22 protein-coding genes are annotated in these 22,943 nt (G+C 65.5%); 8 read left to right on the top strand and 14 right to left on the bottom strand.

The genetic code is table 11. The features are described 5' to 3' along the window. Position 1: 1 nt before the first annotated feature. On the bottom strand, positions 2-850 hold the full coding sequence (locus tag GH740_RS07510) for a MurR/RpiR family transcriptional regulator (protein WP_153745425.1): 849 nt from the start codon (positions 848-850) through the stop codon (positions 2-4). Between the two features lie 106 nt (positions 851-956). On the opposite strand from GH740_RS07510, the gene GH740_RS07505 reads away from it, so the two are divergent. The 4 genes from GH740_RS07505 (at position 957) to GH740_RS07490 (ending at position 3,817) form a co-directional block, all read left to right on the top strand. Then, positions 957-1,844, top strand: coding sequence for a BadF/BadG/BcrA/BcrD ATPase family protein (locus GH740_RS07505; protein ID WP_172978329.1), 888 nt, complete (start codon positions 957-959; stop codon positions 1,842-1,844). Then, positions 1,837-2,787 (top strand): N-acetylmuramic acid 6-phosphate etherase, encoded by a 951-nt coding sequence (gene murQ, locus GH740_RS07500; protein WP_367641020.1) that lies wholly within the window; start codon positions 1,837-1,839, stop codon positions 2,785-2,787. The genes GH740_RS07505 and murQ overlap by 8 nt, the downstream gene beginning before the upstream one ends. 54 nt (positions 2,788-2,841) lie before the next feature. Then, positions 2,842-3,567, top strand: a complete 726-nt coding sequence (locus GH740_RS07495) for an endonuclease/exonuclease/phosphatase family protein (protein WP_153745423.1) — start codon at positions 2,842-2,844, stop codon at positions 3,565-3,567. Between the two features lie 73 nt (positions 3,568-3,640). Next, positions 3,641-3,817 carry a hypothetical protein gene (locus GH740_RS07490; protein WP_153745422.1) on the top strand — a complete coding sequence of 59 codons (177 nt, stop codon included), beginning with the start codon at positions 3,641-3,643 and terminating at the stop codon, positions 3,815-3,817. A 180-nt stretch (positions 3,818-3,997) separates the two neighbouring features. On the opposite strand, the gene GH740_RS07485 is transcribed toward GH740_RS07490, so the two are convergent. From GH740_RS07485 to GH740_RS07430, 12 genes are all read right to left on the bottom strand, one after another. Next, positions 3,998-4,564 carry an LPXTG cell wall anchor domain-containing protein gene (locus GH740_RS07485; RefSeq protein ID WP_153745421.1) on the bottom strand — a complete coding sequence of 189 codons (567 nt, stop codon included), beginning with the start codon at positions 4,562-4,564 and terminating at the stop codon, positions 3,998-4,000. Between the two features lie 93 nt (positions 4,565-4,657). Continuing rightward, on the bottom strand, positions 4,658-6,451 hold the full coding sequence (locus tag GH740_RS14315; RefSeq protein ID WP_153745420.1) for a DUF4012 domain-containing protein: 1,794 nt from the start codon (positions 6,449-6,451) through the stop codon (positions 4,658-4,660). A gap of 105 nt (positions 6,452-6,556) precedes the next feature. Next, on the bottom strand, positions 6,557-7,888 hold the full coding sequence (locus tag GH740_RS07475; protein ID WP_172978328.1) for an O-antigen ligase family protein: 1,332 nt from the start codon (positions 7,886-7,888) through the stop codon (positions 6,557-6,559). Positions 7,889-7,899: 11 nt separating this feature from the next. Further along, positions 7,900-8,772 carry a polysaccharide pyruvyl transferase family protein gene (locus GH740_RS07470; RefSeq protein WP_253941324.1) on the bottom strand — a complete coding sequence of 291 codons (873 nt, stop codon included), beginning with the start codon at positions 8,770-8,772 and terminating at the stop codon, positions 7,900-7,902. 29 nt (positions 8,773-8,801) lie between these two features. Further along, a complete protein-coding gene (locus tag GH740_RS07465) occupies positions 8,802-10,271 on the bottom strand; it encodes a lipopolysaccharide biosynthesis protein (RefSeq protein ID WP_172978326.1) in 1,470 nt (489 codons plus the stop codon). Between the two features lie 13 nt (positions 10,272-10,284). Beyond that, entirely contained in the window at positions 10,285-11,220 is a 936-nt protein-coding gene (locus tag GH740_RS07460; RefSeq protein ID WP_172978325.1) for a glycosyltransferase, read from the bottom strand. A gap of 299 nt (positions 11,221-11,519) precedes the next feature. Beyond that, on the bottom strand, positions 11,520-12,350 hold the full coding sequence (locus GH740_RS07455) for a glycosyltransferase family 2 protein (RefSeq protein ID WP_153745415.1): 831 nt from the start codon (positions 12,348-12,350) through the stop codon (positions 11,520-11,522). Then, positions 12,347-13,573, bottom strand: a complete 1,227-nt coding sequence (locus tag GH740_RS14310; RefSeq protein ID WP_153745414.1) for a glycosyltransferase family 4 protein — start codon at positions 13,571-13,573, stop codon at positions 12,347-12,349. The genes GH740_RS07455 and GH740_RS14310 overlap by 4 nt, the downstream gene beginning before the upstream one ends. Next, on the bottom strand, positions 13,570-15,162 hold the full coding sequence (locus GH740_RS07445) for a sugar transferase (protein ID WP_153745413.1): 1,593 nt from the start codon (positions 15,160-15,162) through the stop codon (positions 13,570-13,572). The genes GH740_RS14310 and GH740_RS07445 overlap by 4 nt, the downstream gene beginning before the upstream one ends. A gap of 100 nt (positions 15,163-15,262) precedes the next feature. Continuing rightward, positions 15,263-16,168 (bottom strand): hypothetical protein, encoded by a 906-nt coding sequence (locus GH740_RS07440; protein WP_153745412.1) that lies wholly within the window; start codon positions 16,166-16,168, stop codon positions 15,263-15,265. A gap of 3 nt (positions 16,169-16,171) precedes the next feature. Further along, on the bottom strand, positions 16,172-17,716 hold the full coding sequence (locus GH740_RS07435; RefSeq protein ID WP_153745411.1) for a polysaccharide biosynthesis tyrosine autokinase: 1,545 nt from the start codon (positions 17,714-17,716) through the stop codon (positions 16,172-16,174). 68 nt (positions 17,717-17,784) lie between these two features. Then, complete coding sequence (locus GH740_RS07430) at positions 17,785-18,384, bottom strand: low molecular weight phosphatase family protein (protein ID WP_367641063.1); 600 nt, start codon at positions 18,382-18,384, stop codon at positions 17,785-17,787. 46 nt (positions 18,385-18,430) lie between these two features. Here GH740_RS07430 and GH740_RS07425 point away from each other — a divergent pair, with 46 nt between their 5' ends. From GH740_RS07425 to glmM, 4 genes are all read left to right on the top strand, one after another. After that, positions 18,431-19,264, top strand: a complete 834-nt coding sequence (locus GH740_RS07425; protein WP_367641013.1) for a lysostaphin resistance A-like protein — start codon at positions 18,431-18,433, stop codon at positions 19,262-19,264. Positions 19,265-19,462: 198 nt separating this feature from the next. Further along, entirely contained in the window at positions 19,463-19,909 is a 447-nt protein-coding gene (rplM, locus tag GH740_RS07420; RefSeq protein ID WP_367641011.1) for a 50S ribosomal protein L13, read from the top strand. Between the two features lie 26 nt (positions 19,910-19,935). Further along, the gene (gene rpsI, locus GH740_RS07415; RefSeq protein WP_367641009.1) at positions 19,936-20,418 is read left to right on the top strand and encodes a 30S ribosomal protein S9; all 483 of its coding nucleotides are present in this window, start codon (positions 19,936-19,938) and stop codon (positions 20,416-20,418) included. Between the two features lie 14 nt (positions 20,419-20,432). Next, positions 20,433-21,794: a phosphoglucosamine mutase gene (gene glmM, locus GH740_RS07410; protein ID WP_153745410.1), complete on the top strand. Its 1,362-nt coding sequence runs from the start codon at positions 20,433-20,435 to the stop codon at positions 21,792-21,794. Positions 21,795-21,851: 57 nt separating this feature from the next. Here the strand turns inward: glmM and GH740_RS07405 are convergent, their stop codons facing one another. After that, positions 21,852-22,796: a Ppx/GppA phosphatase family protein gene (locus GH740_RS07405; RefSeq protein WP_367641006.1), complete on the bottom strand. Its 945-nt coding sequence runs from the start codon at positions 22,794-22,796 to the stop codon at positions 21,852-21,854. Positions 22,797-22,943 lie beyond the last annotated feature (147 nt).

The following is a 22,943-nucleotide window of genomic DNA, read 5'->3' as shown; positions in this document are numbered from 1 at the left end:
GTCAGTGCGCGCGGGTGACCTCACGGGTGCGCCGCAGCGCATCCACCGTGAACCGGTAGCGGCGCTGGGCGATGCCGGTGAACAGGCAGTCGACGAGGGCGAGCTGTGCGATGCGGCTCACCATGGCGCCGGCTCGGAACGTGGTCTCCCGCACCCGGGTCAGCAGCGCGACATCCGCGAGCCCCGCGAGGCTCGACCCGGGGACGCCGGTCAGGGCGATCGTGTACGCGCCGTTCTCCTTCGCCACGCGGAGGAACTTGTTCGTCTCCGGCGTCTCGCCGGAGTGCGAGATGCCGATCGCGACGACGCCGCCGATCGGCAGCGCGGCGGCCCCCCACGCCTCGTGCGGATCATGGAACGCGAACGCCTCGCGGCCGATCCGGAACAGCTTGTGCTGGAAGTCGTCGGCGACGAACTGGCTCGCGCCGATCCCGTAGATCAGGATGCGCGTCGCGGTCTCGCAGCGATCGATCACGCGCTCCATCACGGCGAAGTCGATCGATCCCACCGTCTCGTCGATCGCCATCAGCTCGAGCGCGGCGATCTTGCGGGCGGCGTCCTCGAGCGAGTCCGTCGGCGAGATGTCGGCCCCGTAGTCGGAGGGGCCGAACTGCGCGGACTGCTTGCCCAGCTCGGTGGCCAGGGCGACGCGCAGCTGCGCGTACCCGGACAGGCCGATCGCCTGGCAGAACCGCACCACGGAGGCGACGGAGGTGTCGCACGTCTGGGCGAGCTGGTTGATCGTGTTCTCGAGCACCAGTTGCGGGTTGCGGCCGACGGCCTCCGCGATGCGGCGCAAGGATGGTGACAGAGATGCGGCGGTTGCCTCGATCGTCGACTGGATGCTCATGCCTTGCTCCCTCGCTGACGGGGTGTACTCCATCTATCTATACACCGCCCTGGAAGCAAGTTACAGTACAGTCAATCAAACTGGACATGAGATTCGTGAGGATGATGTGCCGCGAGAAGGATCTGCCGTCGGCGTCGACCTGGGCAAGACGAGCTGCCGGATACGGGTGCGCGACGAAGTCGTCGTCGGCGAGGGCCTGGCCGGCCTCGGCGCGGACGGGTCGGCGGCGCGGTCGGCGGCCCGGATCGGCGAGCTGCTCGACGGCCGAGAGCCCGAGGGGTTCGCGGTGATCGGCATCGGTGCCGCCGGCGCATTCGCGGCGCCCGGCGCCGCGGCGCGGCTCGCGGCGCTGGTGGCGGCGCGCTACGACGTCGCCGCGGCGGTCGCATCGGATGTCGTCACCGCCCATATCGGCGCGTTCGGCGGCGGACCGGGGGTGTGCCTCATCGTCGGCACCGGTGCCGTCGCGCTCGCTGTCTCCCCGGACGGGCGCTCATCGATGCGCGACGGCCGGGGTCTGTTGGCGGGAGATTGGGGGTCCGGATCCTGGATCGGGCGCGAGGGCCTGCGGGCCGCGGAGGCGGCGCAGGTGCGGGTCGGGCCGCCGACGGCGCTCCTCGACCGGATCGCCGACCCGCGCACAGCCGCCGACGCGGCGGTGGCGCATCCCGACGCCGCCGCGAAGCTGGCGGCGTACGCCCCCGCCGTCCTGGCCTGCGCGGCCGAGGGCGACGAGGTCGCCGTGGACGTCGTCGACCGCGCCGTCGCCCATGTGGTGCAGACGGCGGCGGCATCGGCGGGCGACGTCGACGTCGCCGACGTGTCGCTCGTGGGCGGTGTCACCGCCGATGCCGGGTTCCGCGAACGCCTGCGCACCGCGCTGGTCGCCCGCGGACTGCGCGTGGCTCCGGCGCAGGGGAACGCGCTGGATGGCGCACTGATCATGGTGCAGCGGACGAATCTGCCGCTGGAAGGGAGCATTCACCGTGCATGACGAGGAGACCGGGGCGCGACTGCGCGACCTCCTGCACGAGCTGTCACAGCTTACGACGGAGACGCGGGGCGCGGCCGTCGACCTGGACAATCTGAGCAGCCTGGAGCTGGTCCGGCTGATGAACGCCGGCGACCAGGCGGTGCCGCTGCTCGTGGGGCAGCGCGCCGCAGAGATCGCCGCCGCGGTGGACGGCATCGTCGGGCGGTTCCGCCGCGGCGGGCGCCTCATCTACCTCGGTGCGGGGACCGCGGGCCGCATCGGCGTCCTCGACGCGAGCGAATGCCCGCCCACGTTCGGCACGGATCCGGGAATGGTGGTCGGGCTCATCGCCGGCGGCCCGACAGCCATCATGAAGGCGGTCGAGGATGCCGAGGACGACACCGCGGAGGCGCCGGCCACGCTCGCCGAGCTCGGTCTCACCGCCGATGACGCTGTCGTCGGCATCTCCGCGTCCGGTCGCACCCCGTACGTCGCGGGCGGACTCAGGTACGCGAAGCAGGTGGGCGCGCTGACGATAGCGATCGCCCAGAACGCCGGCTCGGTGATCGGGCGCATCGCGGATGTCCCCATCGAGGTGGTCGTGGGCCCGGAGTTCATCGCCGGCTCCACCCGGCTCAAGTCCGGCACCGCGCAGAAGCTCATCGCCAACACGCTCTCGACGCTCGCGATGGTGCGGATGGGCAAGACCTACAACGGCGTCATGGTGGACCTGGTGGCCACCAACGAGAAGCTGCGGGCGCGCTCGATCCGCACCGTGATGAGCATCGCCGAGGTGACGATGGACGTCGCCGAGCAGGCGCTCGACCGGTCGGACGGGTCGGTGAAGGTGGCGTTGCTGGGGCTGCTGGCCGGCATCTCCCCGGACGAGGCCCGCGCGCGGCTCGCCGCCGCGGACGGCCACCTGCGGGCCGCGATCCTTCCCCAGGGCGCCGCGTCCGCGTAGCCGGTCCGGGCGCCCAGCCCGCTGTCGGGAGAGCCGGTCTACCCTGGAAACAGGATGAAGCTGCTCTCGTACAACCTGCGCAAGCACCGCGCCGCGACCGAACTGGCCGCGCTCGTGGATGGCCACGGAGCCGACCTGCTCTGCCTGCAGGAGTGTGACACCTCCGACATCCCGGACGAGATTTCCGGGCTCCGGCTGGCCGATGCGACCCACCGCAACCGGCTCGGACTGGCGGTCTATTTCCGGATCGACATGTACCGGCCGCTCGAGGTCCGCTCGATGTCGTTGAAGAAGTCGCTGCACGACCGCGTGCTCAAGCCCGCCGAGGAGCGGATGCTCGGGGTGCGCCTGCACGACATCGACCAGGGGCGCGACCTCATCGTGGCGTCATTCCACGCGGCGCCGCTGACCGCGCTGAACTCGCTGCGGCGTCACCAGATCAGCGCCGCCCTGGCCGAGCTGCAGGAGCTCGGCAACGGGCTTCCCACGCTCATGGTGGGCGACTACAACTACCCCGTGTTCAAGGAGAACCTGGGGCAGAAGGTGCGCGAGCAGGGGTATGAGCTGACCCTCAGCGACGCCCGCACGTACACCCGGTATCGCTACTTCCGCGGGCACTACGACTTCGCCACGTCGATGGGGTTCGACATCGAGCGCATCCGGACACTGCCGCAGGGCCGCAGCGACCACCTGCCGATCCTGGTGACGGCGCGGATGTCGCGTCCGCGGCGCCGCGCGATGCCGCCCGGCCCGGATGGCGGCCTGGCCACCGCATCCTGACCTCGCGGTGTTCGCGGACGCCCGCCGAAACGCGATAGCCTGGGAGCAGCACCGCCGTCCCGGAAGGATCCGAATGTTCATCCTCTGCTTCCTGCTCTTCGTCGCAGGGTTCGCATGCTTCGGCTACGCCCCGTTCGTCGACGGCTGGCAGTCGGCGATCTTCGTGCTCGGCATCCTGCTGTGTGCGACGTCGATCGGCATCCCGATGCACCACTCGCGTCACGAGCACAAGAGCGGCGAGCTGCCGTAACCCGCAGACGACGAAAGCGCCGGATGTCCTCCCGCACGGACACCGGCGCTTTCTCTTTGTCTGTACGACCCGACACCGGGCGCTGAGCGAGCCGCAGCGAGAAGAAGCCCCCGGGTTGCACCCCGGACAACCGAACGCCCCCAGGAGACTCTCCCGGGGGCGTTCGACGTAAGCCTGAGATCAGGCGCGGGCCTGCTTGCGGTTACGACGCACGCTGGCGGCGACGGCGAACGCACCACCGGCGAGGACAAGGGCCCCACCGCCGATCCAGAAGCCGAGCAGCTGGCTGCTGTCCATGCCGGTGACCGGCAGCTCAGCGCTGCTGCCGCCACCCGCGGCGGCGACGGCGACGCTGGCGGTGCCACCGGCCGAGGTCGGCGAAACCGCGGCGATGTTGTACGCGCCGGAGGCATCGGCCGGGAAGGCGAGGGGGACCGCGGCGAGCGAGCCGTCGGCAGCGGACGTGGATGTCCCGCTGGCGGTCGAAATGGCGAACTTGACGAAGCCGATCTTCACGTTGGCGCCATCTTCACCGGTGATGGTGATGGTGACCTTCTCGTTGGCCGAGAACGTGCCCGCACCGCAGGAGAAGTCGACGGTGCCGCCAGGGGTGATCGTGGCCGGCGAGATGGAGCAGGCGTTAGTGGGCGGGTAGATCGTCGCGGCCTGTGCCGCAGCGGGTGCGAGCAGCGCAGCGCCAGCGGCAACCGACGCGATGACACCCGCCTTGAGCAACTTGTTCTTCATTCCGCAACTTTCTAGACGGCCCCCTGGGGAAGGGCTTGATGGATGGCCAGGGGGCATCAAAGTGAAATGCTGCGGTGTCCCCTATACCTCATCCTATGCATTGGGGCAACTCGCAGCAACCCGCGTAGCGTTACCAGAGTTAACCGTGGGAGTAGAGGCGACGTCGAGAGTCGGTGACGCGGCGGCGGTGATCAGGCCTGTGAAGACGGCGGATGCCGACTGCCCTGGCTTGAGATCCATGGTGAAGCTGAGCACCTGGCGGCCTTCGTGGGTTCCGCCGCCGAAGCCCTTATTCGTGCTCAGCGCGGCGTTCTGCAACTGGAATCCTTCGGGAAGGTACACGTACGCGACGGTCCGCGAGGTGCCCGGTTTGACTCCGTAAACGCCGCCGCCGGTGATGTAGTCGGGGAGGGATACTGCGGACTTGGGTGCGGCATTCGTGAGTTTCACCGTCAGCGTGGCGGTGCCAGATGTGCTTCCGCTACGCGTGGTGCACTGCTGCCAGGCAACTTTCACGTCGTCGCGCAGGTAGTAGTCCATCTTCGATCCCGTGCCGTCGTTGAGGTAGACGCCGAACCGCGTGCCGGACGCATCGGTGACGGGAAGCCCTCCAGACAGCGTCGTATCGGCGAGGATCTTCTGGTCGGCCGCGTGGGCACTCCACAGCAGCAGACGTCGCTCGTCCCCGGCACGGCTCAGCGCCTTCACGAGCTCGGCGGGCTGGGCGCGTCCGTCTGACAGCGCCTGGAACACCGAGGCCGCCGCGGCGGCGAAGAACGCGTCCTGCCGGCGGGGGTCGTCGTAGCGCTTGTAGACGTCGTTGAGCAGCAGTGAGACGGCGTTCTTGCTCGTGAGTTCGTCGCCCGTGGCCAGCTTGACGGGCCCGGTGGCTTGGAGCAGGTACGAGAGTGCCACGGGGTCGAGTGAGATCACCCCGTCGACCTTCTGACCGTCGTGTTCCCGTGCCCACATCGCTCGCGCGATCCTGCCCGTCAGCGCGAAGTCGGGAACCTGGGTCACGTTCTGCATCCACTGCGCTGGGCGCTCGCCGTAGATGCCCAGGACCTCCTTGCCGAGCGGCACGACCGGCTTGTCGTATCGCGGAAATCCGCTCGTCGAGTCCTGTGCGGCGAGCGTCATCTTTCCCTTGTCGGTGTGGATGAGCGCCATCGCGCCGCTGATCCCCCCGAGGGAGCGCAGCTCGGCGTTGTTCTGGAAGATGACGAGGTAGTTGCGGGGGCCGTCGGAGCCCAGCATTGGCGGCAGCAGTGTCGTCGTCCGGACCAAGACCTCCGCCGCTACCTGGGTCTCACTGAAGATCTGGCTGACCTGATCGATGGCGTCACGGAGCGGCTGGACCAACGGGCGCTTGTCGATTGCATCCACGGATGCCGCGGCTTCGCCAATCTGCGTCGCGCCTGTCGTTGCGGCAGTGCGGATCGATGTGAACGACGAGAGGTCGATGGCGCCGTTCTTCGGGTGGATCGAGTCCAGGGAGAAGGAGGCTGCCACCTGCGCGAGGGGACCGAGCGCCTTGCTTGTGACGTCGTCGGCGGCGGCCGTCAGCGTTGATACGGCCTTGAGCTGGGGCCCCACCCAGGGCAGACCTTCGGCCGCCTTCCAGATGGCGTCCGATGTCAGCGATCGTGCGGCGGAGGTGTCTTCAGAAAGCCGTGTGATCGCGGCAGAGGCCTTGGCGGGGTCGGACATGTCGGCCTTTACTGCGAGCGCCGTCGTCTCGACGTTGCGAAGATGTCCATATGCCAGGAATCCGCGTACCGCGACCCAAGCGGTGACTGAAATCGACGACACGAGGGACACCGCCAATGCCCATGCAATGGCGACTCCGACGATGCGCGCTCTGCGCGGTAGGGCGGGTTGGGTCACTTGATCAACTCTAAATGACGCCTGACTAGTGCGGATGCGCGGCCTGGCGAAACGCTGACGGGTCCATTCGCGCCCGTCAGACCACTGAGTCTGTCCTACTCATCGCTAAAGTCCTCTCGACCGCGAAACGAAGTGTCGCGTGGCACGTGGACCAGAGTGATGCGGGAGCCGTCTTCCAACTAAGTGATCCTCCCCGAAGGCAAGCCAGCCGAACATGAAAGAAAGCAAGGGCAGGACGTAACTCCCAAGCAGTCCCCAGCCCGTGGCGCCGATCAGCACACACGCAGGAATGACGGCAATGAGGCTCCGTGACCAGGCCGAGACGCTTGTTCGTCCGGGAGTCTTACGCAAGGCGCGTAGCACAGCGACCGCGAACGGAAGCGCAAATGCGATGGCCCCAGGAATCCCCAATTCTGCTGCTGCGAGCAAGAACGAACTATGCACGGGAACCCCACTCGCTGTGAGTGGATCGAACTGGCCAACAATAGAGACATAAGAATTCGGGCCGGTCCCAATGAATGGCCGCATCGAGATCTGTTGGAGCGCGAGCGCGCTGAGCTGGTTACGTGCACCACCCGTCGGGTCTTCATCAAACCGTGCCGCGAGTGCCATCCAGACGAGAAGAGCGCCAACACTTGAAAAGCCTATGACGACAAATTTCCGGTTCATCCCCGCGCGTGTGTTCGGTTGCAATAGGAACCAAAGGATGATTGTGGCCGCTGATCCGATGAGAACAGCTCTGCCGCCAGTTAGAACAAGGATTGCGAAGCTCAGAATTAGAAGTAAGAAGAACCGCCTACTCACTCGTATGCCATCACGATCCGCGAACAGGGGCAAACTGACCGCAGTCAGCAACAGGACAATCTTGCCCAGGTCGTTCGGATGAGAAAGCGTCCCATTCGAGCGATTGCCGAGCAGGGCCTCATTCGCTGGCGGCATCGGATTAATTGCAATACCGCTGGCTTGCAGCGACGCGACGGCAAGCTGAATTATCAAGATCGCGAGGATCGCGTAGACAACGACCCGTGCAATGCGCGGTTGATTCCGAGCCCCAGTTGCCGCTTCACACCCGACCCACCACGCGAGGGGCGCTAAGGCGAGCTGAAATATGCCGGCCCATGCTTCGTCAGTATTTGGCCACCAGCCGGTGGTCAGCGCTACACAGCACCAGAGGCTGAACGGCGCCCACAACCATAACGAACGTGGTATGCCATGTCGCAGAAATAGTCCGACAATAATGACTACGAGTGCCAGCGAGTATGTTGTCAAAGAAGGTGTTGCCGCGGCAATTCCGACATGAGGGATTGGAGAGCCCGCAACCGATGTAAGCGTCTTGGGGTAAGCTGACAATGTGAAGAGGAGCACCACGATCGATGCGCCGAGAGTGCCGCCGAAATGGGCAACGATAAGAACCCCGACCATAGCCAGCGTTGTCACAAGTAGCACTGTCATTGTTCAGACTCGGCTCCAGTCAAGACACTCCTGGCCGAGGTCTTCAGGCCCTCACGTAGAGCCACCAAAGCATTGAAGCGTATATCCGACACCGTTCGGATGGACTCCACGGCACCATCATAGTCGTAGATGACGTCGCGCCAGCTCAACCACTCGGGCATCGCGCCGACGCTCTGAAAGTAATCACGATACTTGAAGTTGGGCTCTCCTAAAGGAGCCTTTTCCGCGAATGTCGTGAGGCTAGCCGGAACCCCGAATGCGTCGGCGACGATTATCGCATGCAGGCTGGACCCGAATACAGCCGATGCATTCCGGATATGCCGAACTATATTGACCGGATCTTGATTCGGCCCGACGACATCGAATCCAGCCCGCATAAACTCTTTAATCACGACCCGACCTTGCCTCGATCCCCACGCCCGATAGTGCGGTATTACCAGTGGGCGCCCGGTAGGCAGCGGCACTTCGCCTTGCAAAATTTCCGGAGCGAGGATCCCGGGGTCTCCGAGGATGCACTCATCAGATAGCCCTAATGCTTCGCGGGTGAGAGGGCCCCGTACGGCGTAGCAGCGTCCGAGTCGCGCTCGCAGCGCACGGCCCTCGCCTGGACTCGCGGGGAGACGGCGAAGACCCGCACCCCATACAGAAGCGCCCTGAGCATGATACGCGTAAAGGTCGATGATTGAGCCAACCGTGATTATTGCTGCATGCGATGGTGGCGCCCATCTCAGCGATTCGCCAGTCGCCGCCTCGAACAGGTGTGGCGCAAGTTCGTCACCAAAGTTTCGAAGTACTCTTCCTCCGGTTATGCGCAAGGACAGCCACGCCCGAGAGCTTTGTCGAACCTCTGGCCACAGTAGGCGGACCATTCGGCGTGGGGACCACCAGAAAGCGGTTTTCATTCCCTGCCTGCCTTCCTGTGCCTGAGGAGGGACACCGTGAGAGCGATCTCACGGATATCACGTCGTCCGGTAGGGAAGGTGAGCGTGATCACCGCCATTGACACCACACACGCAAGTGCGGAGACGATCAACTGAGTCAAGTCACCGGCGTGAGCGGTCATGTATCCCGCGAGCATGCCGACTGTTGCTCCAACCACCCCCATTGTGATTCCTCGGATACCAACGCTCGCGAGCCCCCGTATCGGGATGTGCGCGCTTCGGCGCACCCACATGAGAGAGATCGGCCATGCCAGTGCCATGCCCGCTGAGAACCCAGCGGCAACTCCAGCGGGTGAGAAGAAACTTCCTGCGACCATGAGAATAATGAGCAAGGACCGCGTAGTAAGTGTATATCGAAGATGCTGTGGCGTGAGGCCAAGCGATATGTACACCCAGTATGTTACGTAGTTAACGGCTTGAAAGGCGCCACCGACCGCCAATATCTGAAATATGAATGCCGACTCCGACCAGGCAGTTCCGAGGATGAGTGGAATCGCGTAGGTGGCACATGTCGCAGACGTGGCAAAGAGGGAAGTTGTCAAGTAGACGACGAGAGTTTGTGCTCGCAGGAGATACGCCACAAACCGCTTCCGGTCATCCTGCAGACGTGATAGCACTGGCAGGGCAACCGCCGTAAGCGGTGAGAGAATCTGGCCTATGGGAAGCACGAGCAACTGATACGCTCTGCTATAGAGGCCCAACTGTGTCTCGTTGAACCTGGCTCCCACCAGCACCGAGTCAAGGTTCGCACTCGCATACACCAGCAATTGCGTCCCGGCCAAGTTTCTGCCGTATCTTAACGCTGGGCGGACGTCTGCGGATCGAGCCGGCAGGCCGGGCCGCCAATCAGAAGTCGAGAACCTGAACACGAGTAGCGAAAATGATTGAGATATCAACTGGAGCACTATCGCCCAATACCCCGCGCCCCACCACGCAGCGCCAATTGCGACTATAAGCGCTACTGCCTGTGCCCCCAGGTCCGTCAGCGCGAGAGTCCGGTAGTGCATTTGCCGGGTCAGGTGTGCTTGGAATTGTGTTTGTGCGCCATTGAACGCGAAGACGAGCGAAATCGCGACAGCAATCTCAAGCAGACGAGGATCACCGTAGAGACTAACTAGTAGCGGGGCCGCGGCCGCGGTCAACGCTGCAAGAAAGAGGCCGAGAGTGGAGTTTATCCAAAAGAGGTTCGACGCTTGCTTCGCGGACAGTTCTCGGAGTTGCACGGCCGCGGACGATAACCCGAAATCTCTAAGCACATCTGCCACACCTACCACCGCGGTCACCATCGCTACGAGCCCGAATACACTCGGTGGCAGGATCCGCGCAAGTATAACAAGGCCTACGAGCTGAATCGAAAATTTGGTCGCCTGTAAAGCGATCGTGAACGTGGCACCACGTGCTGCGTGGGATGCGAGATTGGTGACCAAGTCGGGCCTGCTCCTATCCGCTGGCCAAGGAGTCGCTTGAACCGCCGGCGCCTGGCGGAACAATACCTGCTTCTGTCAATGCAGCCATGAACTGCTTTTCTACGGCCGGAGTGGAATGCATCTCATCCACCCACAAGTTACCGTGCCCTTTCAGGTCTTCCCTCAATTTTTGATCGTGAATCAAACGACAAACGGCGTCAAACCATTCGTCCTCGGTATCCGCGACAAGGCACTCCATGCCGTCACAAACGCCTGCTCCCACTGCGACCGTGGGGGTTACGACGCAGGGTGTCTGGAGCGCGAGCGACTCGACGAGCTTCATCTGGACGCCGGTTGCTTGGCGTATTGGCGCGATAGAGATACAGGCTCCCCGATAGTAGGGTTCGACCGATTCGACACCGCCGGTGACCATAATGTCGGGCGAGGCCAAGGCGCGAATCGCGGCAGGCGGTCGCTCCCCTACGATCTGAAGCACGCAACCAGGTTCGAGAGCTTTTACGCGCGGGAATATTCTCGTCGCGAACCACAGAATCCCCTCGCGGTTGGCGCGATAGCTTTGGCGCCCGACAAAAACTATCCGCTTGGTGACGCGGCCGTGTTCTCGATGCAGCGTCTCACTCATTTCCACGGCCAACGGACCGCCGAATTCGTGCGGATTCCTGACCAGCCGGATGGGAGCTCGCGTGTCGGGGCGCAGGTCCGCAGGTGAGGATACCAGAATCAACGCCGCTTTCGTCATGACGTCGTGTTCGGCCCGTCGCATGCGCGCTGACTCAATGCGTGCTACGAGGCGCCAGAATGCGCTCGAACTCGAAGTTGCCAATTGGTCATAAAACTTGCTTCGAAACTCGTCGAGGTCGACTATGGCGGGTACTCCCGCTGCGTCTTTGATGAACTGCGCGGTTCGCAGAACATTGAAATACACAAAGTCGGGATGAAATTCCGACACTGCTCTCTGGATCGTTCGCCGTGCGCGTGCCGAACTGACAAAGGCTTGCTGAAGTGATCCTCCTCTAAAGATCGCAGCGACGACGCGTGTGATCGCTCCGACGGGCGACAAAGGAACAGTTTGCGTCGGCGCGGGTGGTGACTTCTGAACTGACGAGGTCGCCCTGGCGGTCCTTGGACTTCTGGAACTGGAGACCACTGATACGATTCGTACTTCACAATGCTGTGAAAGAATCGCGATGAGGCCACGCGAGCGGGGTCGCGTTCGATCGATCTGCCAGGGTGTCACCACAAGAACTCTCATCGTCTTCCTCGTACTGTTCGAGCTATCGCGCGTTCGAAGGGGTTGCCGTGCTTTGAAAAGTATGTCCACATTCCTGCACGATATAGAGCGCTCTTGCCGGCCATTGATGTACTCGTGCTCTCATAATGGAGGAGCTGAGTGCGTCGATCAATGACGCAGGCCAGGCCACTCTGCCGAATACGTTCGCAGAGATCCACGTCCTCGAAGTACAGGAAGAAGTCTTCGTCGAATCCACGAACGGAGCGGTATGTTTCCGCCCGCATCAACATGCAAAATCCCGAAAGCCAATCGACTTGGATTGGGTCCCCTTGGACGAGAGTGTCTCCGTATCCGCCACTGCCGCGCCGTCTTGTGATTGTGTTGACCGCCCATTGCCGTGCACGGTCCGGCAGGAGGTCGTCGACGCGGGTCTGCGCCAGGGCCTCTTTGATCAGTGTTGGCTTCGTGCCGCCGGATATTCCCGCGCGCCCGTCTGCATAGTGCATACGGGGCCCGACGATTCCAATGCCGGGGGAGGATAGTGTCGAACTCATCCGCTGCAGAGCATCGTACGAGGCAATACAATCCGGGTTCAGCAGTAATACTTCCTCATCCGGCCTCGGTTCCACCTGATCGAAGGCGCGATTCATTGCTGCGCCGAAGCCAAGATTTTTTCCGTCGTGAAAAATTGTCACGTGCGATGACCGCCGGCTACGAAGTGCTGGCTCTGCAACTGGCCGAGGTGAGTTATCCCATATTACGACTCTTTCAACCCCGGAGGTGATGGCCGCGTCGACACATTGACGCAATGTTTGTTGCGACTGATAGACAACGATGAGTGCTATCATATCCCTCTCGCTGTCCTAATTAGTCGGACGAACTGCCGCGCAGTGTGCTCCCAACTCCCGTACTCAGTTGCATAGTGGTGTGCATTCGATCCGAGTAGTCGACGGAGTCTTGAACTCTTGAGGGCAGCGGTTGCGGCTTCCGCGAAGCCTTGGGGGTCGTTAGCGATGAGGGCGTTCACCCCATTGGTGAGACCTAGTGGCTGAGCGGCGGCGCTGTTGATGACCATTGGCGCTCCGCAAGCGAGTGCCCGCTGTACTTTTAGGAGAATTCCTGCACTCACCATCGTGGGGGCCAAGATGAGGCCCGCGCCCGCATACTCTGCGTCAAGATTGTCTACGTGTCCGACGACGTCCACCCGGTTGGACGCGCGCGCAAATTCCATAAGTCGGGGAGTTGGACGCTCACCAACAATTCGGAGGCGGGCATCGGGAATCTCGGCGTGTATGCGTGGAAGAACCTGCGTCATCAGCCAGATGGCGGAGCGCTCGTTGGCGTCTCGCCACATTGCTCCGGCGAAGAGTAGCGTCAGATTCGCATCACCCGTTGGAGGGATCCACCGGATGCTTGCTGGTTGAATCCCGAGCCGCAGGACTGTTGGCTGTCCGCCGCGCTCGCGAATCCATTGGCGGTCTCGCTCCGACAGGACGAAGATGCCGTTCGCCTTTTGGATTGTTCGTGCTTCTAACCGTCGAATGCGTGCCGATTCAACGGCACGATGAATCTTGGTCGGGCCGGCCGCGCCGCTGATTGATTCGTGGCTTACGATCGTGCCGATGTCATGGAAGGTGATGCTCCACGGCGCTGCTGACTGAGTAAGTCCCACTTCGACGGGCTGTAGATACTCGATATGGATGTGATCGGGCCGGAGCCGTTGCTGTAGATCATGCACCCGTGCCGTGTGAATCGCCGCCCAGTCCTTTCTCGCAGCGGCAGGGTACGTGCCGAGAAACCGTGTGACAGATTGTTTCCCCGCTGGAGTTTCTACAAGATCGTACGAGAGATTACTGGTTTCAGTGACGGGGCACCTATCGCTTGGGCGGGGGGCATAAACGGTCAGATCGCAAACGAACCCGAGTGCCTGGTATAGAAACCGCCCGATATCGTCGCTTCCGTGCCCGTATAAGAAGCGGGGGGAGAATGGTGTAACCAACAGCACCCGAGGACGTTTATGGGAAAGTCGGTCGCTCGCAGCGTCGTCCGGCAGGGAGTCGGAGCTCGTCATACGGCGTCGTTCCCAGGACGCACGACGGCTTTCAGCGTCTTAGCGAGGATTGCTATGTCACTAAGGAGCGACCAATTCTCCACGTAATAGAGATCGAGTCTCACGGCGTCGTCCCACGCGAGCGATGAGCGGCCACTTACTTGCCACAGACCCGTTATCCCAGGGCGTGCGAGTAGTCGGCGCTTGGCCGCGTCTGAATAGAGCGCCACCTCGGCCGCGACCTGGGGGCGCGGCCCCACGAGACTCATTGACCCGGCAATTACGTTGAACAGTTGCGGAAGTTCATCAAGCGAGTACTTGCGTAGGATGCGGCCAATTTGCGTGATGCGTGGATCGTTTCTCACCTTGAACAGGGGGGAATCGGCTGTACCTTGGTCGGCAAGCAGTGCAGCTAGTTCTCGGTCGGCACCTTGTTTCATCGATCTGAACTTGAGGACGCGGAACGATTGTCCCTTCAGGCCGACGCGTTCATGGCTAAAGATGAGTGGTCCGCGGCTGGTTGTCTTGACGAGGATAGCGACCAAGAGCAATACCGGGAAAAGGACAATCAGGAGTACCGTCGAGAAGAGGATATCAAAGGTTCGTTTCGAGAATCGTTGTCCGGCAGAAAATCGCGGCGTCTCAACGTGGATTAACGGAAGGCCGGCCACTGGACGCGCATGTATTCGCGGCCCCGCGATGTCGGTGACACTTGGTGCAAGTACAAGATGCTGGTGGCCGGCCGCGAGACCCCAGGAGATCTGCTTGATTCTGCCTGGTGGGAGATCTCCAGTACTTGTAATAGCCACCGTGTCGGCATCGGTGGCAGCAATTGCATTTTCGATCGAATCGAGATCACCCATGATGGCAATCTCGGTGCCAGGTACCAGGTCACCGACTTGACCTCGGGGTACGCAGGCGCCCACAACCCTGTAACCAGCATCGGGTGCTCGGTTAAGTTCCCGTGATATTTGAACGACAGAGCCCTCTGAGCCGACGAGGAGTACATGTGCAGAGAACTGGCCGAGCGCTCGCTTCGAAACGAGCCACTGACGCCATAGCCATCGCTCGACGAGTAACACGATGATGCCGATGGGTAGGCTTAGGAGGAGAAATCCGCGGGCGATGTCGACCCGCATTAGGAACGCGGCGATCGCGAGTGCCCCGAAGACGCGTAAACTTGTGTCAGCAACGCGCACATACTCAGTGTTCTCCTTGCCAATGACACGATCGCTACGGGTGTCAGCAAGTGACAGGGCGCAAAACCAGGTCGCGACTAGGAAGGCGGAGAACGCCCAGTAGGAGACGATGTCAAGTCCGTCTAGTCCTGGGTTTCCAAAGCCGAGCCAGCCGATCTGAGTTCCGTATACGACCCAGATCAGGACGAGGAGATCCGTCGCTGCCACACGGCGGGAGTAGATCTTCCGCCACTTTGTGGGGCCTCTGCGTGGAGCGACGTCGGGGGAGGCCTGCTTGTTATCCCTGCATACTTCCCCGCTGAGGCGGCCCTCGCTGTGCCGCGTTGGCTGCGGCTCCCAGTCGGTGGTCAGCGAGGTTTCGGTAAGTCTGTTTCCTCCGTCACCCAGCGAAGGTCGGTCATCCGATGTCATATATGGCGATGAGCTTTCGTGTTCGTGTTATAAGGATGTCGTTCCCAAGTGCATCGCCTCGAATCCTACTCGCCGACGTGACGCGCGTAGCGCTTCGACATCACGGACGGACGAGCTCGAAACTCTCGCCGGACCACACATAGATGCCGCCGTCGCCGCCAACGGCGATGGCCGTCTGCTTCCCCGCATCCGCGTCGACCGCACAGCCGACCATGTTGCCGGCCGACGGGTGTCCCTCCGGGTACTCGGTCAGCGTCAGGCCGCGGCATTGGTTGCCGTCGTGAGCCACGATCACCGTCCCAGAGGAGACGGCCACGGCCGCGACCCTCGTCGCCGGCAGCTTCGTCCAGGAGTCACCCGTTACTACGTATGCGGTCTTCCCGCACACAAGCGCCACGACCGGGCCGGTGGCGCGCAGTCCGTGCGCCGAGGCGCACGGTGCCGCGATCTCACCGCCCGGTGTCACGACGACGCCGGCATCGTGGAAATCGATGTACCGGGCCGGGGCGATCACGTCCTTGTTCGGCTCCCAGAAGCGGCCTCGCGTGAACGTGCGAATGCCCTCCACGTCGCATTTCTCACCGAGCGCGGCCACCATCTGCGCCGCGCTGTCGCCGAGGGGATCGAGGGCACCCACCTGGGCGATTCCCTTGTAGCGCGGGGTGATGTCGGTCCAGCTGCTGCCGCCGTCGGTGGAACGTTCAACGCGAGGTTCCGTCACGCCGCACCGGCCCGCGGTGGCACGCCACAGTGCATCGGACCCGACCGTCAGGAACCGGTCGCCCGCGCTCGGCGGCGTCGTCGCGGTGGGGGAAGGCGTCGCAGGTGAGCCGACGTCGACGCCCAGCGAGAACGTCGGGACGGGGGCTGCGGTGGCTGCTGTGCCGGAGGGGCGTGCATGCTGAAAGGCGAGGACCGCTGCGACGGCGACGAGCACGGTGACCACGGCCACCACGACGATGGCGACGGCCCGGGAGACGGTCGGACCGCGACGCCGGCGGGGCATCGCCTACAGCGTCCGGCGCGACTCGGCTGCGGCGGACCGGCTGCGCACCGGCCCCGTGCCGTCGGGCGCCGCGGCAGGCGGGCCGAACAGGTCTTCGACGGATGCGTTCGCGTACGGTGCCGGAGCTACCGGGGCGTTCCGGCGCTTCGCGGCCGGGTGCTTGGGGGCTCGCTGCTTCTTGGGTTCCGGCTCCTTGTAGCCGTACCCATACCCGTAGCCATACGTGTAGTAAGAATCCGGCCCTCGGGTCGGGACCATCGACATGACGACACCGGCCACCTTCGCGCCGACCGTCGCCAGCGCCTCGATCGCCCCCGCCAGCTGGTGGCGGCTGGTACGTCCGGCCGACACGGCGACGATCGCGCCGCTGGTCTCCTTGGCGAGAATCGCGGCATCCGTCACCGGCAGCAGTGGCGGTGCGTCGCACAGCACGACGTCGAAGTCGCGCTCGAGTACCTGAAGCAGCAGGTGCATCTGGTTGGAGCCGAGCAGTTCGCTCGGGTTCGGCGGGATCTTGCCGGCCGGCAGCACGTAGAGGCTGCGCTGGCCCCACGGCAGCATCACATCACCGACCCGGGCGCGCCCGATCAGGACATCGGTGAGACCGGCGCCTCCCTCGATGCCGAGATACTCGGCGACCTTCGGCTTGCGCAGGTCGGCGTCCAGCAGGGCCACCCGTTTCCCGGCGTCGGCCAGTGCTATGGCAAGGTTGATCGTTGTCGTCGACTTGCCTTCGCTGGGCACGCTTGAGGTGATCACGAAGCTCGAACGGCCGCCCATGTCGAGGAACTGCAGGTTGGTGCGCAACGCGCGGAACGACTCGGCGCGGGGGCTGCGCGGATCCGCGTGCACGATCAGGGGGCGTTCCTTCGCCTTCGGGTCGAACGCTATGGCGCCGATGATCGGCGCCTCGGTGACGAGCTCGACATCCCGCGGGGTCCGCACCCGGGTGTCGAGCACCGAGCGCAGCACCGCGATGCCCACGCCGAGGGCGAGGCCCACCAGGGCGCCGAGCGCGAGGTTCAGCGGGACGTTGGGACTGGACGGCACGAGGGCCGGGATGGCGTCCTTGACGCGCGTGAGCCGGACGGGGCTGTTCTCACCGCCCTTCGGCGTCTCAATCGACTCGACGGCGCTGGTCAGACTGGCGCCCAGGGCGTTTGCGATATCGGCGGCCTTCACCGGGTCGGGGTCGGTCACGGTGATCGTGATGAGCGTGGTGTTCAGCGGGCTGGTTGCGGTGACGTTCTCAGACAGCTGGTTGGCGGTCGTCTTCAAGCCCAGCTTCGCGATCACCGGGTTCATCACGATCGGCGTGGTGACGAGGTTCGTGTACGTCGTGACGCGCGCGAGGGTGAAACTGTTGCCCTGCTGCAAGTCCTGCACCGAGTCACTCGACTGCGTGGACACGAAGACCGTGCTCTCCGCCTCGAACTGCGGCGTGCGGGTGATCGAGTACGCCGCGGCCGCGCCGATGCCCAGCAGGGTCGCGATGATGATCACGAGCCAGTTCTTGCGGAGGATGCGGATGTAGTCGCTGAGCTCCATGATGCCTCTCGGGTACCGCGGCCCGTCGGTCGCCTGCGCCCCATATTGCCACAGCGTTCACACCAGCCTCAGGAGGAGGGCGCTCCCTCGAGCGCGGCGCGCACCGTGCGGATCACCCGGTTCAGCGCCGGCGCCAGCTGCGAGGCCGATTGCTGATACACCGCCCACGGACGCCGATACGGGTCGATCACGTCGTCGTCGGACGGGTCGGCCGGCGGCAGGACGAGTCCCCGCCGGGACGCGACGGCGCGGGTCGCTGCACGCACGCGCGCCGCGGCATCCGGCCCCGCGGCGTCAGCCGCGGTGAGGATCTCGACATCGGGCACATCTGCCGCCAGCCGCGCGAACTCGCGCACCGTGAACACCGCCGCCAGACGCGCCGGCGCCAGCTCGGCCACCTCCCGCCGATGCTCGCGGGTCATGGTGAGGACGAGATCGGCCGGCGCGATCATCGGCTCCGTCAGGAATCGCGAGCGGTGCGCGGAACTCTCGTCGGCGGCCACCCCCATGGCGGCCGCAAGCGTCTGCGCCTCCGGCGTCATCGACGCGGATGCCAGGCCACGCGTGCCGGCGCTGGACACGCGGGCGCCGAACGGGCCGAGATGCTGCTGCAGCACGAGCGCCGCCAGCGGCGACCGGCAGATATTGCCGGTGCAGACGGTGAGGATCTCGAACAGGACGCACCTCCATCGTCCGCCCCGGTATCGTGGGCGCGTGCCCGACCACTCTAGCGACGCGATCCGCCTCGACGAGGTCGACTTCAGCGCCCTGCGGTTCGACGGCGCACGGCTCGACCTCGACGACACGGATGCGCCGACCCCGCGGCGTCATCGGCGTCGACGCCGCACCGACTGGCGCCTGGGGGGCCGCACCGTGCTGCGCTGGCGGGAGGGGATGCTGGCGTGGGCCTGCATCGTGTTCGGAGTCATGCTGCTCGCCGGATCGGCGCTGCAGGTCTTCCTGCCGGGCACCCTGGGCGCACTGATCGGCACGGGACTGGCCTGGGTCGGGATGCTCGTGCCCATCGTGATCGCGTTCTCGCGGTCGCGGCCCGTCGGGCTTCTGCGCCTGCGTCCGCTGGACCTCCTTTATGGGGTCGCGCTCGGGCTGATCCTGCGGCTGACGCAGGGATGGCTGGAGATGGCCGCGGGCGGCAGCGGTGCGCTGCCCTCGTACCCGCGGATCGGCGGGTCGCTGCCGGACGGATGGTGGTTCACCGACGCGGTCTCGCCCGTCGTGATCGCCCCGCTGGTCGAGGAGTTCTTCTTCCGCGCCGTCCTCCTCGTCTCGGTCTACGCCGTGCTGCGGCGTGCGTTCGGGGGAGTGATCGCCGGCGGCATCGCGGTGGTCGCGAGCACGGGGCTGTTCCTGCTGGCGCACGGCCTGGATGCCGTCGCCCTCGATCAGGTCGTGTCGCTCGCGCTGCTCGGACTCGTGTGCGGGCTGACCGTCGTGCTCACCGGGCGGATCTGGGGTGCCGTGCTGATCCACGTCGTCTACAACGGATCGTTCGTACTGCTGGCGCTGGCGGGGACGCTGCTGGGGTAGAGGGAGGCTGCGGGCCCGTCACCCCACGTAGGGCGTTTGGCCGCGGCATCCCGATGCCGTAGACTGTCCCGTTGGTGCGTCCACTGCGGGTGCACCGCGAACGTGAGCCCTCCACTGGCGTGTTCGGCGGCTTCGCCGCAGAACCACCCCGGAGTGGGATTCACGAACGTCTCCGTTCGATCAGAAAGCAGCACTACTGTGACGCGCACTTTCACCCCCAAGGCTGGCGAGATCCAGCGCGAGTGGCTGGTCATCGACGCCACCGATGTCGTGCTCGGCCGCCTGGCCTCGCACGCGGCCGCGCTCCTGCGCGGCAAGCACAAGCCGACCTTCGCGAACCACCTCGACACGGGCGACTTCGTCGTCATCGTGAACGCGGCCAAGGTCGCCCTGACCGGCCAGAAGCTCCAGAAGAAGCTGGCCTACCGCCACTCCGGCTACCCGGGCGGCCTGAAGTCCGTCTCGTACGAGGAGCTTCTGGAGAAGAACCCCGTCCGCGCAGTGGAGAAGGCCGTGCGCGGCATGCTCCCCAAGAACACCCTGGGTCGCCAGCAGCTCACCAAGCTGAAGGTCTACGCCGGCGCCGAGCACCCGCACGCCGCCCAGCAGCCCAAGACGTACACCTTCGATCAGGTCGCCCAGTAAGCGCCGCAGACACAAAGGACACACTCGTGGCGAACAACGACTCCACCGAACTCACGAACTACACCACCGAGAGCACGGCCGACGTGGCCGCCGAGGCGGCGGCTCCCCGCCCCGTACTCAGCGTCCCCGGCGCGGCCGTCGGCCGCCGCAAGCAGGCGATCGCCCGCGTGCGGCTGATCCCCGGCGAGGGCAAGATCACGGTCAACGGCCGTGACCTCGAGGACTACTTCCCGAACAAGCTGCACCAGCAGCTGATCAACGACCCGTTCACGGTGCTCAACCTCACCGGCGCGTACGACGTCATCGCCCGCATCCACGGCGGCGGCGACTCGGGCCAGGCCGGCGCCCTGCGCCTGGGCATCGCCCGCGCGCTGAACGGCATCGACGTCGAGAACAACCGCCCGACCCTGAAGAAGGCCGGCTTCCTCTCCCGCGACGCCCGCGTCAAGGAGCGCAAGAAGGCCGGTCTGAAGAAGGCCCGCAAGGCTCCGCAGTACTCGAAGCGCTGATCGGGACCGTCTCGATGCCGCTGTTCGGCACGGACGGGGTGCGGGGGCTGGCCAACGGCCCCCTCACCGCCGATCTCGCGCTCACCCTGGCCCAGGCGACCGCTGTCGTCCTGGGCCAGGGTCGTACCGCCGACGCGCGTCGCGCCGCCGGCAAGCGCCTCACCGCCGTGGTCGCCCGCGACCCGCGCGTGTCCGGCGAGTTCCTGGCCTCCGCCGTCGCGGCCGGGCTCGCGGCATCCGGGGTCGACGTCCTGGACGCCGGCGTCATCCCGACCCCGGCCGCCGCGTTCCTCATCGGATCGATCGACGCCGACTTCGGCGTCATGGTCTCGGCATCCCACAACCCCGCCCCCGACAACGGGATCAAGATCTTCGCCCGCGGCGGGGTGAAGCTCCCGGATGTCGTGGAGCAGCGCATCGAAGCCGCCCTGGTCGGACCCAAACTGCTGCCGACCGGCGCCGCCGTCGGCCGCATCCGCCGGTTCGCGGATGCCGAGGACCGCTACGTCGTGCACCTGCTGCAGTCGCTGCCCCACCGGCTCGACGGCATCCACGTGGTCCTGGACTGCGCGAACGGCGCCGCCTCCGGCGTCTCCCCGGAGACGTTCCGCGACGCGGGCGCCCGGGTGACCGTGATCGGCGCGGACCCCGACGGCGTGAACATCAACGACGGCGTCGGGTCCACGCACATCGACAAGCTCGCCCTGGAGGTCGTCCGCCTCGGCGCCGACGTGGGCATCGCGCACGACGGCGACGCCGACCGGTGCCTGGCGGTGGACGCCGCCGGGCGCATCGTCGACGGCGACCAGATCATGGCGATCCTCGCGGTGGCGATGAAGGAGCGCGGGGCGCTCGTGGCGGACACGCTCGTCGCAACCGTGATGAGCAATCTCGGTTTGCACCGCGCGATGGCCGAGCACGGCATCCGAGTCGAGCAGACCTCCGTCGGCGACCGCTACGTCCTGGAGCGGATGACCGAGGGCGGGTTCGCCCTGGGCGGCGAGCAGTCCGGGCACGTGATCATGAGCCAGTACGCCACGACCGGCGACGGCCTGCTCACCGGCCTGCACCTGCTGTCGCGGATGGCATCCACCGGGCGGTCCCTGGCCGAGCTCGCCTCCGTGATGACGGTGTATCCGCAGGTGCTCGTGAACGTCCAGGGCGTGGATCGCACGCAGGTCGCGCACCCGCGGGTGTCCGCGGCCGTCGCCGACGCCGAGGCATCCCTCGGCGATACCGGCCGCGTGCTGCTGCGCGCGTCGGGCACCGAGCCGCTCGTGCGCGTCATGGTCGAGGCCGCCGACGCGGATTTGGCGTCGCAGATCGCCGGGCAGCTCGCGGATGTCGTGCGCGAGCATCTGGCGCTGCCGGCGTAGGGGGTTCTGCGGGGCGGCGCGCGTCGCTGCGTTGCGCGTGCGGGGTGTCGCGTGGGCTCAGCCGGCGGCGGACTGCCACGCGAGCGACTCGATGTAGCGCAGCAGCACGCCCTCGCGCAGCGCCCAGGGGCACACCTCGAGCTCCGCGACATCCATCAGCTCCATCGCCGTGTGCAGCACCACCGCGCCCGCGACGATCTGCATCGTGCGGTCCGGGGTGATTCCGGGCAGCTCCTGGCGGGAGGATGCCGGGATGCGCGCGAGGCGCGGGATCCACGACCCGAGCGCGGCGCGGGGAAGCATCATCCGCTCGGTCCCGCTCCATCCCGCGCGTGGGTAGCCGGCGAGCTGGGCGAGCGAGCGGATCGCCTTCGACGAGCCGATCACGTGATCCGGGCGGGGCAGTTCGCGGAACCGGGTGGCGACCGGGGCGAGCACCCCGCGGGCGTGGCGGCGCAGCGTGTCGACGGCAACCTCGCCGGGCGGGTCGTCGGGCAGGAATCGGAGCGTCATGCGTCCCGCGCCGAGGGGGACGGATGCCGCGACCTCCGGCACCTCGTCGGGACCGGTCGCGAGCTCGAGCGAGCCGCCGCCGATGTCGAACAGCTGGATGCGCCCGGACGCCCATCCGAACCAGCGCCGGGCGGCGAGGAACGTCAGCCGCGCCTCGGTCTCCCCATCCAGCACCTGCAGCGGATGGCCGAGCGTGCTCTCGAGTTGCGCGATCACGGCGGGGCCGTTCGTCGCGTCGCGCACCGCGGACGTGGCGGTGGCGAGAAGCTCGTCAACGGGGTCGGCGGCCACGAGGTCGCGGGCGTGGGCCACGGCATCCACCAGCGCCCGGACGCCCTCCTCGCTGATGGCGCCGTCCGGGGTGAGGAACCGCATCAGCCGCACAATCGCGCGTTCGCTCGTGGTCGCGAGCGGCCGTCCGCCCGGACGCACGTCCGCCACGAGCAGGTGGACGGTGTTCGAGCCGATATCGAGGACTCCCAGGCGCACGGGGCCAGCGTAGTGCGCGCGGCGGCGGGACTCGCGCCGTGTTGCGTGCTCTATCGCGCCGAACCCACCCGCTGGTGCCGAACCCATCGGCTATAGCGGGTGGGTTCGGCACTGACGGGTGGGTTCGGCGCGCGCGGCGGGGCGGCG

Origin of the sequence: Microbacterium sp. SYP-A9085 (genome assembly GCF_009649635.1) — a bacterium.
In the GTDB taxonomy this organism is placed as follows: Bacteria; Actinomycetota; Actinomycetes; order Actinomycetales; family Microbacteriaceae; genus Microbacterium.
This window is presented reverse-complemented; position numbering and strand designations above follow the sequence as displayed.

Bases quoted from the DNA above. Each gene is read 5' to 3' on its own strand.
- GH740_RS07470 (WP_253941324.1), bottom strand. From the start codon at position 8,772: ATGGTCCGCCTACTGTGGCCAGAGGTTCGACAAAGCTCTCGGGCGTGG.
- GH740_RS07445 (WP_153745413.1), bottom strand. From the start codon at position 15,162: ATGACATCGGATGACCGACCTTCGCTGGGTGACGGAGGAAACAGACTT.
- GH740_RS14310 (WP_153745414.1), bottom strand. From the start codon at position 13,573: ATGACGAGCTCCGACTCCCTGCCGGACGACGCTGCGAGCGACCGACTT.
- GH740_RS07490 (WP_153745422.1), top strand. From the start codon at position 3,641: ATGTTCATCCTCTGCTTCCTGCTCTTCGTCGCAGGGTTCGCATGCTTC.
- GH740_RS07455 (WP_153745415.1), bottom strand. From the start codon at position 12,350: ATGATAGCACTCATCGTTGTCTATCAGTCGCAACAAACATTGCGTCAA.
- glmM (WP_153745410.1), top strand. From the start codon at position 20,433: ATGCCGCTGTTCGGCACGGACGGGGTGCGGGGGCTGGCCAACGGCCCC.
- GH740_RS07440 (WP_153745412.1), bottom strand. From the start codon at position 16,168: ATGCCCCGCCGGCGTCGCGGTCCGACCGTCTCCCGGGCCGTCGCCATC.
- GH740_RS07435 (WP_153745411.1), bottom strand. From the start codon at position 17,716: ATGGAGCTCAGCGACTACATCCGCATCCTCCGCAAGAACTGGCTCGTG.
- GH740_RS07510 (WP_153745425.1), bottom strand. From the start codon at position 850: ATGAGCATCCAGTCGACGATCGAGGCAACCGCCGCATCTCTGTCACCA.
- GH740_RS07485 (WP_153745421.1), bottom strand. From the start codon at position 4,564: ATGAAGAACAAGTTGCTCAAGGCGGGTGTCATCGCGTCGGTTGCCGCT.
- GH740_RS07495 (WP_153745423.1), top strand. From the start codon at position 2,842: ATGAAGCTGCTCTCGTACAACCTGCGCAAGCACCGCGCCGCGACCGAA.